This window comes from Priestia sp. ST2 (assembly GCF_055810735.1).
Genome location: NZ_JBVVNT010000004.1, coordinates 298,767 through 313,975, shown reverse-complemented (window position 1 = coordinate 313,975; position 15,209 = coordinate 298,767). Strand labels below are relative to the sequence as shown.

The window sequence follows — 15,209 nt, the reverse complement described above, 5'->3', positions numbered from 1 at the left end:
TACAATAAAATGAAAGTCGCTAAAATAAGGGATAGGGAACCGAAAGAAGAGGGAGATAGATGGAATACACCGCAAAACAATTTACGCCGCAGTTAGAACAACATATACATACAGTTGAAAGATCTATGCAAGAACTTCTCAAATCAATATATGCACAATATAAAGAAGCTTTTGAAAAAAAAGGGATGGAGATTTCTGTAGGTGTGATCCGTGAAGGGGAAAATGCTTTTCAGCCCGGTTACCACACCACTATTCAAGTGGGTATTTTGGAAAAAGATGAGTTTTTAGACAGTCTTTTTATTCCTATCTGGCACTGTGTACGCACGTTTTGGGGCATCCGTTCTTCGAGGAAGCTCCCAGGCAGCAAGATAACCGGCGAGCTGCTGGAAGAAACAGAAGAGGAAATAACAAAAGAAGTAGTAGGGTATTTAGAAATGCAGCTAGAAGATTAGAAGCACCCTGCTTCTAATCTTCTTTAAATTGAAGAAGGTTCAGTTTCTTTTTCAATTTGTCTTTTAGCACGAATAAAAGCCGTCAGCTGCTGAATTTCTTCTTGAGATAGTTCCGCACCGTCGACCGTAATCGTATGAGTTTGAGGCGATGTTAATTCGATGGGTGCATCTGAAAGAGAGTGAGGTTCTTTTTCCTTACCTAGCAAGTAGTCTGTTGATGTATCAAATAGTTCTGCGATTGTAACGAGTGCTTCAAGAGAAGGACGACGATAGCCAGATTCGTATCCTGCGTAGGTGCTTTTAGCAATTTCAAGCTGGTCAGCTGTATATTGAAGAGACCATTTTTTTTCTTTCCTGAGTTGAGCTAATCTGCTTAACATTCATGACGCTCCTTTGTAGGTGTAGTATGTAAAAAACCGAGGCATTCAGCTCGCGCGCAGATCTTTGTAATCAAACCGTGAGCTAATTTACATTTTTATTCATTATATCATTGCTGCAGAGAAAAGTGTACGCGAAACGAATAATTTTTCTCTTGATTTATTGATTTTTGGTTACTATAATTACAGGTGAAGTACGCGAAATGAATATAATTTATTTGATAGATTGTCAGGTTTTTTTACAAAAATTAAGCAAAGGGGATGTCGGTTTTGAAAAAACTATTATTGTTATCAACTGGTGGAACGGTCGCTTCACTTGAAGGTGAAAATGGACTTGTTCCTGGAATGGAGCCAGATCAATTACTAAGCTACATACCTGATTTAAATGAACACTGTCAAATTGACAGCAAATCTCTTATGAATCTTGACAGTACAAATATGCAGCCAGAATGTTGGATAGAGATGGCAAAAGCGATTGAAGAGCATTATAATGAATACGATGGTTTTGTTATTACCCATGGAACTGATACAATGGCCTACACATCGGCAGCTCTTTCTTACATGCTTCAGCATTCTAAAAAACCAATTGCGATTACCGGATCTCAAATTCCTATTTCATTTAGTAAAACGGACGCGAAGCGCAACATTGCAGATGCGATTCGCTTTGCATGTGAAGAAACAGGCGGAGTTTATGTAGTCTTTGACGGTCGTGTGATTCAAGGTACAAGAGCAATTAAGCTTCGTACAAAAAGCTATGATGCATTTGAAAGCATTAATTATCCATACGTGGCGTCTATCCATGATAATACGGTGGAATATACAAAATCCGTTCGCTCTAGTAAAGAAGAGTTGGTGGTTAATACATCTCTTTGTACGGATGTAGCGGTTGTTAAACTGTTTCCCGGCATTAAACCCGAATTTTTCGATGGATTAAAGGATGTATATCAAGGCGTTGTTGTTGAAAGCTATGGAAGTGGAGGCATTCCATTTCAAGTTCGTAACATTTTAGCCAAGCTTGTTGAGTTAACAAACCACGGTGTATCCGTTGTCATTACGACTCAGTGTCTTGAAGAAGGAGAAGACATGGGCATTTATGAAGTAGGCCGAATGATTAATCATGACAGCGTCGTTCGCTCAAAAAACATGAACACAGAAGCCATTGTTCCTAAATTAATGTGGGTGCTCGGACAAACCAAAGATCCTCACCAAGTTAAAAAGATAATGGAAACATCGATTGCAGAAGATATTAATTAAAAAAGAAAGCAGGTACAGCTATGAAACAAGAAACAGCAGGATATCGTACAGAAGCTGATTTTCTAGGAGAAAAACAAATCCCAGCAGACGTATACTACGGTGTACAAACCGCACGTGCCGTAGAAAATTTTCCGATTACGGGTTATAAAGTACATGAAGAAATGATTAAAGCGCTTGCTATTGTAAAAAAAGCGGCAGCGCTTGCAAATATGGATACAAAGCGCTTATATGAAGGTATTGGAAATGCAATTGTTCAAGCTGCTGATGAGATTTTAGCAGGTCAGTGGCATGAATATTTTATTGTTGACCCTATTCAAGGCGGAGCAGGAACATCAATGAATATGAATGCCAATGAAGTTATTGCGAACCGTGCTCTTGAAATTATGGGAAATAACAAAGGGGAATATGGTAAATTAAGTCCTAACAGCCATGTGAATATGTCTCAGTCAACAAATGATGTATTTCCAACGGCTATCCATATTTCAACGCTGAACTTATTAAATAAACTTCTTGTTACAATGAATGACATGCATGATGTGTTTAAACGAAAAGCGCAAGAATTTGATCATGTAATTAAAATGGGCCGTACGCACCTTCAAGATGCTGTACCCGTTCGTCTTGGTCAAGAGTTTGAAGCATACAGCCGCGTGTTAGCGCGCGACATTAAGCGTATCAGCGCAACGCGTGACCACTTGCATGAAGTAAATATGGGGGCGACAGCTGTTGGAACAGGCTTAAATGCAGATCCTCGCTATATTGAAAATGTAGTCAAACACTTAGCGGATATCAGTGGTCTGCCGCTTGTGCATGCAGAGCATTTAGTAGATGCTACTCAAAATACAGATGCTTATACAGAAGTATCTGCAGCGCTTAAAATCTGTATGACGAATATGTCTAAAATTGCAAATGACCTGCGTTTAATGGCCTCTGGACCTCGTGCAGGTCTAGGAGAAATCAGCCTTCCTGCTCGTCAGCCTGGTTCTTCAATCATGCCAGGAAAAGTAAACCCGGTTATGGCTGAATTAATCAATCAAATTGCGTTTCAAGTAATGGGAAATGACCAAACAATCTCTCTTGCTTCAGAAGCAGGTCAGATGGAGCTTAACGTCATGGAACCTGTGCTTGTATTTAACTTGCTTCAATCAATCAGCATCATGAACAACGGTTTCAGAAGCTTTACAGATCACTGTTTAGCAGGAATTGAAGCAAACGAAACGCGCATGAAAGAATATGTAGAAAAAAGCGTAGGGATTATTACAGCTGTTAACCCTCACTTAGGCTATGAAGTCGTATCGCGTATTGCGCGTGAAGCGATTTTAACAGGAAAACCAATTCGTGAGCTTTGCCTTCAATACGATGTGTTAACAGAAGAAGAATTAGATCTTATTTTAAATCCATTTGAAATGACGAACCCTGGTATTGCAGGAAGTTCATTGTTTGATCGTCAGTAAAAAGAACGGCTTCCATAAGGAAGCCGTTTTTTTTATAAAGACATTTGCTGAATGACGCGGCGCATTTTCTGAGCTGTTGCAGCCAAAGCGTCATTTTTTTCAGCAAACTGGGGAATTTGCGTATAAAAATCTCCGAAACACTCCTCTTTATATCTCGGAACGACGTGCATGTGAAAATGAGTTAACTCGTTAAACATTCCCCCGTTTTGAGAGAGAGTAACTCCGTCTGGAAAAAAGAGCGTCTTTACTGTTTTTGTCATTAGCTTCGCTGCATTCATTACGGCCAGTATGTGTTCAGTATCAAATTCGTCAATTTCCACTATATGTGTTTTAGGAAGAATTAAGACGTGTCCTTCGTTAAACGGCTTGTGATCTAATAGGCACGTCACAAAGGAATCTTCAAATATTATATGTGATTTCTCTTGGTTATTTGCTAATCGACACCCTAAGCAATCTATACGTGGATTCCCCATCATATTTTCTCTCCTTTTTTAAGATAACTAAAGTGTAGCACGAGAAGTATCAGGAGAAATAGTTTGAAATATACACAGGTGTTTTTTCGCTTAGTAAAGAGAGCCCGGATATATGACCTAGGCTCTTTGTTTCGTTCTCTTCATATATTTATCTAAAATTTACCATGGTTTTAATTGTAAAAACAAAACCTTTACAGTATAATGATAGTGTAACAGTTAACTGTAACTAATAAGGGGGGGATTGTTTGAATACGTATACAGGAAAGCAAATTACGGAGTTATTAAATAATGAAGGTGCGGACTTGAACCTGCGTACGGTACGGTATTACACGCAAATAGAAATCGTTCCTCCGCTAGTGCTAGCAGGGAACAAACGCGTGTATACAGATCAGCATGTTCACTACTTTCGAGCCGTTTTAACATTATCAAAAGCAGGGGAGTCACTAGCTTCGATTCAAGAAATGCTGCGTTCAATGAGTGATGAAGAAGTAAAAAATATCGGTGCGCAGTTCCCTCTTTACCAAAGCAAACAAATTCAGAATCAAGAAATGCATCAAGTGAACGAAGATGTGTTTGTCGCTATGAACCGAAATTTATCAGCGGACGTACGGCAAAAAGTAATTGAGTCTGTTACTCAAATTTTAAAGGATCATTCATCGCATGATTAAATTAGCTGTGGCAAAATCAGTGATGGAAAAAGAAGAAGGAATGAACCACCTTTGTATTACATTTGAACGTTCGCAAGTAAAAGTAACAAACATCACGATTGATATTCAGCTGCCCGAACGCCTGTTTAAAACGACAAACTTAAATGGATACCGGGAAAACGAACAGGGGCAAATCGAAGTAAAACATATCGACGATGAACCTCTATTAATAGAGCTCTACACGGAAGAGGCCGTTTTATATCCACAGGCAGAAATTGCAGTTGCTGTGACTTACCGCGATGAAAGCTTGCATATACAGCAAAAAAGGCATTCTCTAATGATTAAATTTACGGATGAAGATTTGATAGGGGATTCATTTTTAAATCATGAAATCAGTGCAAAAGTGAAAAAATTTGCTCATACTAATTCAGGGGAAAGAGGCGGTCACATGAACTTAACTCCATATGTAGTGGAACAAACAAGCAAAGGAGAGCGTGCCTATGATATTTATTCAAGGCTGTTGCTCGACCGCGTGATTATGCTTACAGGTGAAGTTACGGACGAGGTGGCTACTAGTATTATCGCTCAGCTTCTATTTTTAGATGCCGAAAACCCAGAAAAAGATATCAGCATTTATATTAATTCACCGGGAGGATCTATTACAGCGGGCATGGCTATTTTTGATACGATGCAGCTTATACGTGCAGACGTAAGCACATTGTGTATAGGGCTAGCGGCATCTATGGGTTCATTTTTACTAGCAGGCGGTCAAAAAGGGAAACGTTTTGCTCTTCCTAATAGCGAAGTGATGATTCATCAGCCGCTAGGAGGAGCAAAAGGACAAGCAGCTGAAATTGAGATTCGAGCAAAGCGTATTTTGCGGTTAAAAGACCACTTAAATGAACTGCTGTCTGAACGAACAGGACAGTCGCTTTCAACAATTAAAAAAGACACTGATCGAGATACATTCTTTACAGCGGATGAAGCAAAAGAATATGGCATGATTGATCAAATTTTAGTTCATCAATAAGGAGGATGCCGTGTGGAAAAAATAAATCGTTATTCAGTAGAATATGAATGGGCGAACGTGATTTTTTATCAAGAAGTAGAGGCAATGACTATACAAGAAGCAAAAGAGCGCATTCAACATACAAAAGTAAACGCTGCTATTCGCGCTGTTCATGTCATAGAAGATGTCGAATCGTAACGAAAAACTGGATCCTTTCGGGGATTCAGTTTTTTTGAGCAAATGAAGCAGGGATTTAGATGAAGAAAGGAGAATGCAAAAAGAGATTTAAAAACGAGCAGCTGGTAGCATCATTCAGCAAGAACATCTCATTTCAATTACACAAAGAAAGGTAGATGTAAATGAAAAAAGTATGGTCTGGATTAGTTGTTCTCATTGCTATTTGTTGGGTGATAACAGGATGTCAGCAAAGCAGTGCTTCAAGCGGTACTGTTGAACAAAAGCTCGTAATCGAAAAATACATAGCCGATAATCAATATGGCCATGCGGTTAAAATGAAAGACCAAAATCAAGTGCAGAAAGTGCAGCAGTGGTTAAAAGATGTATCATGGAGAGAAGAAAAAGCTGAAATGATTCGAAAACCTAACTACATTCTTCACTTTGAACCGGTGGAAACAAAAAAGGATATAAAGGTACAATCTTATCGCATGTGGGTCAACTTAGAAAACGAAACCGTTGAATTAGCTACAGATACACACTACGCACAGTTAAAGGGCAAACAAGCAAGATCATTTATTGAATTAGTAGAGCCGAAATAGAAAGCAGCTATACAACAATGTCCAATGAAAGCTAAAACTTCACTTGTTCATATCGAAGCTATCTTCACCGATATGCTTGATGATCTCGAAGGTCCAGAGCTGCTCATTACTAACGCGCTTGATATGAGGGTGTAGAAGTATTAAATGTGAGAGGTGACAAGCGGCAATTATTAAATGTAGCAATAAAGAATTACACTTACAGGTACGTCATTGTTAAAACATTTTGCTACAAGAAGTAAGGAAAAAAGAGAAATCAAGACGCTGATTTCTCTTTTTTATTCAGGCATGTCGATGATTATTATTTCCGCGCATTTTGCGTAAAACAAAACTCACAATTAAGACTAAAATAACAGCACCAATAATAGCAGGAACAATTGCGAATCCGCCGATCTCTGGACCGAAATCTCCAAAAATTAGAGAGCCTAACCATGCTCCAATGAAACCAGCGATGATGTTTCCGATAATTCCACCTGGAACATCTCGTCCCGTTAACACACCAGCAAGCCAGCCGATAAGTCCTCCAACAATAAGCATCCAAATAAATGACATATACCTAACCTCCTTTTTATAGGGAATTCCTTTTCATTCTTTCCTAAAACACATCCTGTCATGCGACATGCTTGCTGCAAACCCTTTTACATTTTTTCATCCATTTACCATATATGCCAAGATAGCGCAACATTAAACTGAAGAGTTATGTATGAGAATTCACTGTGAAAGTAACGATAAAAGGAAGGAGAGAAGTTCAGCTTATGTACGTTTTAGATTCAATTTAGCTCATTCTATTCGCAAAAAGGGACATCCGGTTCATTTTTTAAAGCTTTTTCCCTTAGTTTTACTTTTTTTAAAGGTATTTGTGATATCATTTTAAGTAAACAAATTCTTAACGGGAGAACAATATGGAGTCATTATTATTAGATAAAAAGCTTAAACACATTACGAATTTAATTCTAGAAAAAAAAGAAGAGTTCTCAAAACAAAAAAGATATGAAGAAAAAGATATTCAACAACAGTTAGAACCGTGGCGCGTTCATTTAATTCAAATATATGCTGATTCTGTCTCAACAAATGATACAAAAAACTTTGAAGTGCTTGAGGAGTGGGGAAGAGAAGTAGCGAATTTACTCGTTGTCCTTCAGCTTCCTTTGGATGTAGCATTAGAAGAAATCAGCTATTACCGAAATCTTATCGGGGAAATTATTAAAGAAGAAGCAAAAACTGAAACGTTTACGTTTGATGCCTTCTATCAAGTTATTTCTCGTTTTAACGTAGTAGTAGATAAGGCCGTACACTGGGTTAGTAAATCATATATGACCGACTTTGCAAACAAAATCCAATCGGCTCGCTATGCAATTGATGAACTTTCAATTCCTGTGGTACGCATTACGAAAGAAATTGGCGTGATTCCTCTTGTTGGCGATTTAGATACAAATCGCGCTCAAATTCTAATGGAAAATGCACTTCAACACGGCAGCGACTACAAGCTAAATTGGTTGATTATTGATTTATACGCGGTTCCAATTATTGATACGATGGTAGCGGACCAAATTTTTAAAGTAATCGGTGCTTTAAGATTATTAGGAATTCAAGTGGTTTTAAGCGGGATTCGGGCTGAAATTGCTCAGACGATGGTAAACTTAGGGTTAGATTTGGCTGACATTACGACTTTCAGTAGCCTTCACCAAGCAGTGGAACACGTTAATCAAGCGGACTAATACAACATAAAAGCCCATGAGTATGTAACCATATCATGGGCTTTTATTGGTAGAAGAAAATTTGAAGCTTATTTAATAAAGCATCTAATGATTGACTAACTTGAAGTGTGTTAGGACTTGTCATTCCTTCACGGACAGCCGTTTGAATCATTAACGTTCGTGTCTGTTCGATTTCTTCTATTAGTATTTGGTACATGGATTTGTCTTTTGAGTAGGTTGAAAGCAGCATGTTAATTCCTCTTTTTTCTATAGTGATTATGGTTAAATTAACATTAATAGGTTTATTTTTCAATATTATGAAATTAAAAATAGTAAATTTTAAGAATTTTTCATATAAAAAAAGAACCTCTTTTTCAACGGAGGTTCTTTTTCTAATATAATAATTTATTAGGCATGTTTATGACTGCCACGCATTTTTCTCATAATGAAACTTACGATTAACACTAAGATGATTGATCCGATAATAGCAGGAATAATAGCAAATCCACCTACAACTGGTCCGAAGCTTCCAAAGATAGCTGAACCTAACCAAGAACCGATAAAACCGGCAATAATGTTACCAATAATACCTCCTGGAACGTCTCTTCCCGTAATTAATCCGGCAAGCCACCCAATAATACCACCTACAATAAGTGCCCATAAAAATGACATAAATATCATCCTCCTTTTTAATGATGTATTGCTTATATAGGTTAGTACCCCACTTAAAAGAAAACTATTCATAGAATAGCAAAAAAAATAAAAAAAACTTGTAAAAGGATTTAAGAACTGCGATAGAGTCATAGAAAATAGACTAACTAGTATATAATAGAAAACGGAACATAGTTTAGAAGAGAAAGGAGACATGAAGTGAAAATAAAAAATCAAAGCGATATAGTAGAACAGCACTTGATTCAGCACTGGATGTATTTTCAGCATACGAAGAAATCTGTGAAGGTGGATACATCAGAAATTAAATGGATTTCTGCATCTCCTTACAATCGCGGCATATATGCAGGAACCCGTCACATTGAGCCTGCGTTAGGGATATGCTCTTCGGAAGGGGAGGAACCTCTATGGATTGTCGGTCCATCTTCATATGATAACCTTGGGCCAGTTCTTCATAAAAATGGATTTGTTCCTTATGAAAAATGGATCGGAATGATTCAGCACATTCAAGAAAAAGAATACATACATACAGGAGTAGAAGGGTTTCAATGTAAGCGAGTGCACACAGAAGCTGAATTGAAAGAATGGATAACGGTATACATAGACGGCTATCAAAAACCAAAAGAATATCAAGCTGACTTTCTTAAAAGGTTTAGAGAGCTTATGCAACACGCTGACCAATATCAGTTATATCTGGGCCTTTATCACAACCAGCCAGCTGTAGCTGGGTCTCTCTTTTTTTATGACGGTACAGCTGGCTTGTATTGTATCACTACAGCTAGACATATGAGGAGAAAAGGCCTGGCCACCGTATATTTGAAGGAAGTTCTTACTGAAGCAAAAAAACATGCGGATACGTGTATTTTGCATGCTACAAGTGCAGGAAAGCCAGCCTATGAAAAAATTGGTTTTACAGCGGTTAACGAATTTGATGTATACAGGTGGAGAAATAGAGATGGAACGTAATGTGCTGCAGTTTGTGAGAAAAAAGACAAATTTCGACAAATTTTTAAAAAAAGTGTAGCTTCCACTTCGTTTTTGGTGTATCCTAGGAAAAAGCAGCAGCATGAGCTAGTGTTGTACATAGAACACAGATAAAAGGAGTCATTATGAAACATTTTTTTAAAACGAGCACGTTTTGGATAGGTTTGGTTGTCGGAATCGCGCTCACATTTGGGGGATATTTTACTGTTACTAGTATTTATGATTATTATTTAGGACGAGAACAGCTGAAAGTATTGACTGCCTCTCAGAAAAACCTTCAAACTGCTTTTAAAGAGTATAATCAGCTTATGGCCGAAAAAAAAACCAAAAAGCAATTTATCAATGAACTCGATGATATTTCAAATACTATAAACTATGAATATAATGAATTAGCTTCCCTTGATCCTACGATGAAAACGATGTATAAGCATACGGGCGTCATCGATGATATGGAACTGATGATTGATAATATCGATAGCATCTATGAATTAACGATGAATGATCACAAAGACGCAACAAAACCGCTTCAAACCTACGTATCTGATTTAATGGAATATGTAGAAAAAGATATGAAAAAAGAAATAAGCATGCTAAGTAAATAGAACAAAACAGCTGTCTAAACAAATAGGCAGCTGTTTTTTTGTTGATTATAAAAGGAATCTTTTGGTTGCAGGCGAAAGAGTATATTATGCACCCACTCGCTTACGTGCACCACGTTTACAAAAAAGGGAGGACATAGTATGAAGAAAGTGGTGATTATCCTATTTAGTTTGTTTTCATTAGCCGCATGTCAGGTTCCTACAGCTGAAACGCTTGAAGATTCTTATCCACCCGCTATAAAAATAATAGCGGAAGGCAAAGAAGCCATCATCAAGCCCTTATTCTTTTGCTGGACCGAATGTGAAGCTGATTTTGGCGAACGAAAAAATTTTCGACAAATTGTTATGAAAAATAGTATTCCCGTCTCTGAAGGTGGTCAAGTGTCCATTAAAATAGATGGTAAAAAACCTAATGCCCTTTATTACAAACAAATTCGTAATCAGTCTATTTATGAAAACATAGTAGAAAAAAAGGACATAAAAAAAACATCTGCTATTACAGTAGATTCTGCCTCTCACAGTGACAGTGATCGGTATATACTCGTAGCAGATTGGAAAGATAGCAAAGGGAAAAAGTTAATTGGGCGTGTCTACTACACCCCCGTAAAATTTGAAACACCATAGATATGGCTCTCTATGCTGTAATAGAGAGCCATATGCTTAACCAATAGAATTAAGTGCTTGTGCAAGAGAAGAAGTAGTTTTAACATGTTCAAATGAAAGCCCTAAACGAATGGCAGTTTGAGAAATTTCCGGTCGAATTCCAGATAAAATTGTTTGCACACCAATTAAACGAAGAGCTTTTACCAAATTAAAAATCTCTTGTGCCATCATCGTATCAATCGTAGCTACCCCGAGCAGGTCAATACATAAATGTTCAACGCCTTTTTCCGAGCATTGCTGAAGCGTGTTTTCTAAAATAAACTGACTTTTGACCGTTCCAATATCCCCCACAAGAGGCAGAAGTGCAACTTTATTTTGAAGCATGATAACAGGAGAACTTAATTCATTAATTAACTCTTTCTGAGCGTTCAGCTGCTCTTGCGTATTTTTATGATATTCTTGAATAAAGATATAAATAGATAGATCAAAAGCTTTAACAATAATGTCATACCACATAAATATCTTATCTACGCTTACCTCATTCGAATGCAAAGAGATAAACTTCTTTAAGTAATTAACGGCAATTTTTTGTGAATTAAAATATTCTCGAATAATAAAGTGAAGAGGCGTACTTAAATGCTTTGGATCACGCGCTAGTTCTATCGACCACTGCTGAAAATCTGAAAAAAAATACTCCTCATCTCTTATAAATACGTCAAATAAATGCTGAAAATAATCTTGATTTTGCTGCTTCAGTTCTTTCACAATTGCTGGATTTTTACTCGAATAGACAGAGAACTCATTTTCATCGTCGAGCTGATTGTACCAGTCTTCGGTTAATTGAAGAGAATGTTCTTTGAAAAAATGATATAAGTCCTGATTTTTATGCATGAAGACTCTCCTTATATATGTATAGTCTAATTGATTTAATAAATAAAGGCATAAAAGCATCCCCTGATCTAGAGTGAGGATGCTTATAAATAAATCCATTATGAAGCGCATTTATTTTCCTATACGCCTTGTTTTCCCTAACTGTATACTCTCAAACCCAATTTATTAAAAAATAAACATTTTTTGACTACCATATTCATGCATTTTACCTATTTTTCATAAAGAACCACTTCTTGTGCTTATAGCTTTAGCTTGGGTAAGGCATCTTTAATGCTTTGATAGACTAAAATGAAGGACATATCATCTTCCATAGTGCTCATATGTATGGCCATGTCAGGAGAAATTCCTGTTAAAACAAGCTGAGTTCCCATGAGCTTCAGCCAATTGTAAATATTAAGAATATCACGGCCGAATGAATCATTAAATCGCGCTAACCCTGAGACGTCTAGGATTAAATAACGATCTTTGCTGCTTGTGTTACGCGAGGTGAAGCTATTAAATAGCATTTCTATACGCCGTTCGTTTAACGTTCCGATTAATGGAAGAACAGAGATTCCTTCCTCTATTGGCACGATAGGGGTGGATAGCCTTTCAACTTCTTCCAAAGCTTGCTGTAGCTGTTCCTGGGCTGTAATCTCTATTGTTACATCTTTTTGAACACCAATAAAGTAGTATTTATCTTCTTCTTCTATATATGTCGGGTCAATCGTTAGCTGATTATGAAAGAAAGAGCCGTCTTTTCGATAATTAACGAGCGTAACAGAGACTGATTGATTGCGGCTAATAGCGCTGCGAATTTCATCAATGTGGTGCGGGTTTGTTAGAGGCCCTTGCAGAAAACGGCAATTTTCTCCTAATACTTCTTCTTCCTTATAGCCGGTCATAAGGGAAAACCCTTGATTGAGGTAAATAATTGGGTTATCAGGCAAAGAAGGGTCTGTCACGATAATGCCAGATTGTGAGCTATGAAGGGCTTTATTTAAAATGGACCATTTTGAATCTTGAGCTTCAGGTGTAGTCAATGCATTCCCTCATTCCTTGGAATTTTTATAAAAATATTGTGACATAAACACATTAAAAAAACAATTTTCGACGCGTGTGCTCCTAGAGAAAGAATGAAGATAAGGAAAAATATGTTATAATAGTTTCAGGGGCAAAGGGAGTGTGAACAAACGTGATAACCATCAATTTATTTAATGTTAGTTTCTTTGTGATGGCGCTAGTAGGCTTTATTCTTATTTTTTGTTTGCGTCTAAAGTTTAACCGGCCACTGTCATTATTTAAATGGTCTTTTTTGTTCGGAACGGTGCTGCTGTCGCTAAGCTTATACTTGTTTATGGCGACCAGCCAATATATTCATTTGATATGCAATACAATCGGCTCAGTTATGACAGCGCTCTACCTTATCAGTATTATGGTCGGAGCAGAAGAGTCATAAATACATATGTTTGAAAGTCTATTGAAAGTGGAAAAAAGGAAAGATGCATAAAAGAAAAAGAGACGCACTTACATTCTTTTAGCCGACGAAATGATAACAACTTGAAAAACACCTCGGTACAAAATGCCGAGGTGTTTTTCATAAATAAAAGGGAAAGGAGAATATTTAGAGAAATACTAGTCATATTTTACTGAGTGTAGTAAAATAAAAAGTTATTATTCTATTTTTAGGTTGTTGCTATTGGCAACATGTGTTAGTCTAAAAGTGGTATACATTTTAGGCGATCTTGAAAAAGAGAGACGAGAAGCTTTTATTCAAGTTTCTTAAAAGCTTTACGTTTACTGAGGTGAAACAATGAAATCTCAAGTACAAAAATTTGTAGGCTATTTATTAGCTGGTGATCAAGACAGCGCTTGGGAAATTGTGCTGGAAGAAATCCAACAGGGAAAGAACAGCCTAGATATTTATGAAAATTTAATTACAACCGCAATGCGAGTAACTGGAGATATGTGGGAAGAAAATATCATTTCTGTAGCTGATGAGCATGTTGCAACTACGACATGTGATTATGTGCTAACTCGCTATCGCTTTTATAAAAAAATTCAGGGACACGCTTCAGACACCGCTCCAAGGGCACTGCTTCTATGCTTGGAACAAGAACAGCACTTCATTGGTTTAAAGATGGTGGCTTTATTGTTTGAGGAACATGGTTGGAATACTCGCTTTTTAGGGGCCAATCTCCCTCTGGAATACGCTGAGAAAATGGCTATAGAATGGAAGCCGCACATGGTAGGATTATCTGTCAGCATCCCTTATCATATTGAGAGGCTTGCTGAATACACCAAAACTTTGGACAAATTAGAACCAAGACCAACGGTAATGGTAGGAGGGCGCTTAGTTTCTCAAATTGATTTCCGTTCTTACTGTTCTGAGCATACACGCCTAATTCCGGATCTTTACCAACTAAATAACTGGTTACTCAGTTATCACAAAGGAGTGGAAGTTAATGTCGATGCTTGAATATGTTCCAATTCCTTACTTTTTAGTGGATACTGAATTTAATATTTTGGAATGGTCGCAACAATCAGGTCATTCATTTAAGCCTTCAGCTAATTTTTTAGATCTTGTAGACGTATTTAGTCAAGAAAAGGCAAGAAAGTTTTTAAGCTTGCGCCAAAAAGATTCTCGAGAATTGTCTGTAGACGAACCCCATGATGAGCAAACGCTTGTCCAAAGCCGAGGCCAGGCTATTCAGAAAGTAGAGCTCGTGATGCAAACCAATGATTCGCCTTATTCACTGTTTGAATGCTTAATTCAATGGGATAGCGATATAGGTCATTTAGTTTGTATTCGCCAAGATGAACGTATACAAGAGTTAACGAGTCTTGTTCAAGACCATCGGAAACGATTAGCAGATACAGATTTTGAACTGCTTGAACAAAAAGAACGTCTTGAAAAATCATTACAGAAAATCAAGCAATTGTCCGCTTCTTTTATTAAGTTATCCTCTAAAGTAGGACTTATACCTCTTTTTGGAGACTTAGATACAGATCTTGTAGCTGAAAATACGTCCATTTTGCAAAACTTTGCGCATGAAGGAAATTACACCACGCTTCTATTTGACTTTGGAGGACTAGATATATTAACGACCGAAGGAATTCAAGCTTTTGCAGGCTTTATGCAGTCCTTCTATCTCATGGGTATCACATGCTATATTATTGGCATGAAGCCGCACCATACGGCTGCTTTGAAAAATAGAACGTTTGGTGATCAAATTATTTATATGAATAACCTGAGTGAAATTATTGCTGTGAATAAAAATGTGAGTTAAAAGAGTGGAGGAGAAGAAAGTTATTCTTCTCCTCTTTCTGTATACACTTCTCTTCTTATAA

21 protein-coding genes are annotated in these 15,209 nt (G+C 37.3%); 14 read left to right on the top strand and 7 right to left on the bottom strand.

Going from position 1 to position 15,209, the window contains the following annotated elements:
- The first annotated feature begins 59 nt into the window (after positions 1-59).
- Positions 60-452 (top strand): hypothetical protein, encoded by a 393-nt coding sequence (locus AC0KUU_RS18795; RefSeq protein ID WP_043981467.1) that lies wholly within the window; start codon positions 60-62, stop codon positions 450-452.
- A gap of 23 nt (positions 453-475) precedes the next feature.
- Here AC0KUU_RS18795 and AC0KUU_RS18790 read toward each other — a convergent pair whose 3' ends face one another.
- Positions 476-832, bottom strand: a complete 357-nt coding sequence (locus AC0KUU_RS18790) for a helix-turn-helix domain-containing protein (protein WP_322552230.1) — start codon at positions 830-832, stop codon at positions 476-478.
- Positions 833-1,099: 267 nt separating this feature from the next.
- On the opposite strand from AC0KUU_RS18790, the gene AC0KUU_RS18785 reads away from it, so the two are divergent.
- Both AC0KUU_RS18785 and aspA read left to right on the top strand, forming a co-directional pair.
- Positions 1,100-2,083 carry an asparaginase gene (locus AC0KUU_RS18785; protein ID WP_043981468.1) on the top strand — a complete coding sequence of 328 codons (984 nt, stop codon included), beginning with the start codon at positions 1,100-1,102 and terminating at the stop codon, positions 2,081-2,083.
- Between the two features lie 20 nt (positions 2,084-2,103).
- Positions 2,104-3,534, top strand: coding sequence for an aspartate ammonia-lyase (gene aspA / locus AC0KUU_RS18780; protein WP_013057771.1), 1,431 nt, complete (start codon positions 2,104-2,106; stop codon positions 3,532-3,534).
- Positions 3,535-3,566: 32 nt separating this feature from the next.
- Here aspA and AC0KUU_RS18775 read toward each other — a convergent pair whose 3' ends face one another.
- Positions 3,567-4,010 (bottom strand): HIT family protein, encoded by a 444-nt coding sequence (locus AC0KUU_RS18775; RefSeq protein WP_080781661.1) that lies wholly within the window; start codon positions 4,008-4,010, stop codon positions 3,567-3,569.
- A gap of 242 nt (positions 4,011-4,252) precedes the next feature.
- Between AC0KUU_RS18775 and AC0KUU_RS18770 the strand changes: the two genes are divergently transcribed.
- The 4 genes from AC0KUU_RS18770 to AC0KUU_RS18755 all read left to right on the top strand — a co-directional run bounded on the left by AC0KUU_RS18770 (position 4,253) and on the right by AC0KUU_RS18755 (position 6,439).
- Positions 4,253-4,675, top strand: coding sequence for a MerR family transcriptional regulator (locus tag AC0KUU_RS18770; protein WP_043981470.1), 423 nt, complete (start codon positions 4,253-4,255; stop codon positions 4,673-4,675).
- Positions 4,676-5,102: 427 nt separating this feature from the next.
- Entirely contained in the window at positions 5,103-5,684 is a 582-nt protein-coding gene (gene clpP, locus AC0KUU_RS18765) for an ATP-dependent Clp endopeptidase proteolytic subunit ClpP (protein WP_013057768.1), read from the top strand.
- Positions 5,685-5,696: 12 nt separating this feature from the next.
- Positions 5,697-5,861, top strand: a complete 165-nt coding sequence (locus AC0KUU_RS18760) for a hypothetical protein (RefSeq protein ID WP_165574957.1) — start codon at positions 5,697-5,699, stop codon at positions 5,859-5,861.
- Positions 5,862-6,022: 161 nt separating this feature from the next.
- Positions 6,023-6,439, top strand: a complete 417-nt coding sequence (locus tag AC0KUU_RS18755; RefSeq protein ID WP_016764756.1) for a YhfM domain-containing protein — start codon at positions 6,023-6,025, stop codon at positions 6,437-6,439.
- A gap of 279 nt (positions 6,440-6,718) precedes the next feature.
- On the opposite strand, the gene AC0KUU_RS18750 is transcribed toward AC0KUU_RS18755, so the two are convergent.
- Positions 6,719-6,988: a GlsB/YeaQ/YmgE family stress response membrane protein gene (locus AC0KUU_RS18750; protein ID WP_043981471.1), complete on the bottom strand. Its 270-nt coding sequence runs from the start codon at positions 6,986-6,988 to the stop codon at positions 6,719-6,721.
- Positions 6,989-7,338: 350 nt separating this feature from the next.
- Between AC0KUU_RS18750 and AC0KUU_RS18745 the strand changes: the two genes are divergently transcribed.
- On the top strand, positions 7,339-8,154 hold the full coding sequence (locus AC0KUU_RS18745) for an STAS domain-containing protein (protein WP_043981472.1): 816 nt from the start codon (positions 7,339-7,341) through the stop codon (positions 8,152-8,154).
- A 43-nt stretch (positions 8,155-8,197) separates the two neighbouring features.
- Here the strand turns inward: AC0KUU_RS18745 and AC0KUU_RS18740 are convergent, their stop codons facing one another.
- Complete coding sequence (locus AC0KUU_RS18740; RefSeq protein WP_165574958.1) at positions 8,198-8,383, bottom strand: aspartyl-phosphate phosphatase Spo0E family protein; 186 nt, start codon at positions 8,381-8,383, stop codon at positions 8,198-8,200.
- Between the two features lie 158 nt (positions 8,384-8,541).
- The gene (locus tag AC0KUU_RS18735) at positions 8,542-8,805 is read right to left on the bottom strand and encodes a GlsB/YeaQ/YmgE family stress response membrane protein (protein ID WP_013083841.1); all 264 of its coding nucleotides are present in this window, start codon (positions 8,803-8,805) and stop codon (positions 8,542-8,544) included.
- Between the two features lie 198 nt (positions 8,806-9,003).
- Between AC0KUU_RS18735 and AC0KUU_RS18730 the strand changes: the two genes are divergently transcribed.
- From AC0KUU_RS18730 to AC0KUU_RS18720, 3 genes are all read left to right on the top strand, one after another.
- The gene (locus tag AC0KUU_RS18730) at positions 9,004-9,768 is read left to right on the top strand and encodes a GNAT family N-acetyltransferase (RefSeq protein WP_280559912.1); all 765 of its coding nucleotides are present in this window, start codon (positions 9,004-9,006) and stop codon (positions 9,766-9,768) included.
- A 143-nt stretch (positions 9,769-9,911) separates the two neighbouring features.
- The gene (locus tag AC0KUU_RS18725; protein ID WP_014459392.1) at positions 9,912-10,388 is read left to right on the top strand and encodes a hypothetical protein; all 477 of its coding nucleotides are present in this window, start codon (positions 9,912-9,914) and stop codon (positions 10,386-10,388) included.
- A gap of 138 nt (positions 10,389-10,526) precedes the next feature.
- A complete protein-coding gene (locus tag AC0KUU_RS18720) occupies positions 10,527-11,009 on the top strand; it encodes a hypothetical protein (protein WP_097825238.1) in 483 nt (160 codons plus the stop codon).
- Between the two features lie 36 nt (positions 11,010-11,045).
- Here the strand turns inward: AC0KUU_RS18720 and AC0KUU_RS18715 are convergent, their stop codons facing one another.
- On the bottom strand, positions 11,046-11,879 hold the full coding sequence (locus AC0KUU_RS18715) for an STAS domain-containing protein (protein WP_043981475.1): 834 nt from the start codon (positions 11,877-11,879) through the stop codon (positions 11,046-11,048).
- A gap of 239 nt (positions 11,880-12,118) precedes the next feature.
- Positions 12,119-12,901: a YtvA family blue-light photoreceptor gene (gene ytvA / locus AC0KUU_RS18710; RefSeq protein WP_162214538.1), complete on the bottom strand. Its 783-nt coding sequence runs from the start codon at positions 12,899-12,901 to the stop codon at positions 12,119-12,121.
- Positions 12,902-13,053: 152 nt separating this feature from the next.
- Here ytvA and AC0KUU_RS18705 point away from each other — a divergent pair, with 152 nt between their 5' ends.
- The 3 genes from AC0KUU_RS18705 to AC0KUU_RS18695 all read left to right on the top strand — a co-directional run bounded on the left by AC0KUU_RS18705 (position 13,054) and on the right by AC0KUU_RS18695 (position 15,148).
- Positions 13,054-13,317 (top strand): hypothetical protein, encoded by a 264-nt coding sequence (locus tag AC0KUU_RS18705; protein WP_080781662.1) that lies wholly within the window; start codon positions 13,054-13,056, stop codon positions 13,315-13,317.
- Positions 13,318-13,671: 354 nt separating this feature from the next.
- Positions 13,672-14,337, top strand: coding sequence for a cobalamin B12-binding domain-containing protein (locus AC0KUU_RS18700; RefSeq protein ID WP_034650750.1), 666 nt, complete (start codon positions 13,672-13,674; stop codon positions 14,335-14,337).
- Positions 14,324-15,148: an STAS domain-containing protein gene (locus AC0KUU_RS18695; RefSeq protein WP_025751158.1), complete on the top strand. Its 825-nt coding sequence runs from the start codon at positions 14,324-14,326 to the stop codon at positions 15,146-15,148. Before AC0KUU_RS18700 ends, AC0KUU_RS18695 begins: the two co-directional genes overlap by 14 nt.
- Positions 15,149-15,209 lie beyond the last annotated feature (61 nt).

Excerpts from the sequence above, each read along its gene's own strand:
- clpP (WP_013057768.1), top strand. The coding sequence starts at position 5,103 with ATGAACTTAACTCCATATGTAGTGGAACAAACAAGCAAAGGAGAGCGT.
- AC0KUU_RS18735 (WP_013083841.1), bottom strand. The coding sequence starts at position 8,805 with ATGTCATTTTTATGGGCACTTATTGTAGGTGGTATTATTGGGTGGCTT.
- AC0KUU_RS18790 (WP_322552230.1), bottom strand. The coding sequence starts at position 832 with ATGTTAAGCAGATTAGCTCAACTCAGGAAAGAAAAAAAATGGTCTCTT.
- AC0KUU_RS18715 (WP_043981475.1), bottom strand. The coding sequence starts at position 11,879 with ATGCATAAAAATCAGGACTTATATCATTTTTTCAAAGAACATTCTCTT.
- AC0KUU_RS18740 (WP_165574958.1), bottom strand. The coding sequence starts at position 8,383 with ATGCTGCTTTCAACCTACTCAAAAGACAAATCCATGTACCAAATACTA.
- AC0KUU_RS18795 (WP_043981467.1), top strand. The coding sequence starts at position 60 with ATGGAATACACCGCAAAACAATTTACGCCGCAGTTAGAACAACATATA.
- AC0KUU_RS18725 (WP_014459392.1), top strand. The coding sequence starts at position 9,912 with ATGAAACATTTTTTTAAAACGAGCACGTTTTGGATAGGTTTGGTTGTC.
- AC0KUU_RS18720 (WP_097825238.1), top strand. The coding sequence starts at position 10,527 with ATGAAGAAAGTGGTGATTATCCTATTTAGTTTGTTTTCATTAGCCGCA.
- AC0KUU_RS18695 (WP_025751158.1), top strand. The coding sequence starts at position 14,324 with ATGTCGATGCTTGAATATGTTCCAATTCCTTACTTTTTAGTGGATACT.
- AC0KUU_RS18700 (WP_034650750.1), top strand. The coding sequence starts at position 13,672 with ATGAAATCTCAAGTACAAAAATTTGTAGGCTATTTATTAGCTGGTGAT.
- AC0KUU_RS18775 (WP_080781661.1), bottom strand. The coding sequence starts at position 4,010 with ATGATGGGGAATCCACGTATAGATTGCTTAGGGTGTCGATTAGCAAAT.
- AC0KUU_RS18755 (WP_016764756.1), top strand. The coding sequence starts at position 6,023 with ATGAAAAAAGTATGGTCTGGATTAGTTGTTCTCATTGCTATTTGTTGG.
- AC0KUU_RS18750 (WP_043981471.1), bottom strand. The coding sequence starts at position 6,988 with ATGTCATTTATTTGGATGCTTATTGTTGGAGGACTTATCGGCTGGCTT.
- aspA (WP_013057771.1), top strand. The coding sequence starts at position 2,104 with ATGAAACAAGAAACAGCAGGATATCGTACAGAAGCTGATTTTCTAGGA.
- AC0KUU_RS18745 (WP_043981472.1), top strand. The coding sequence starts at position 7,339 with ATGGAGTCATTATTATTAGATAAAAAGCTTAAACACATTACGAATTTA.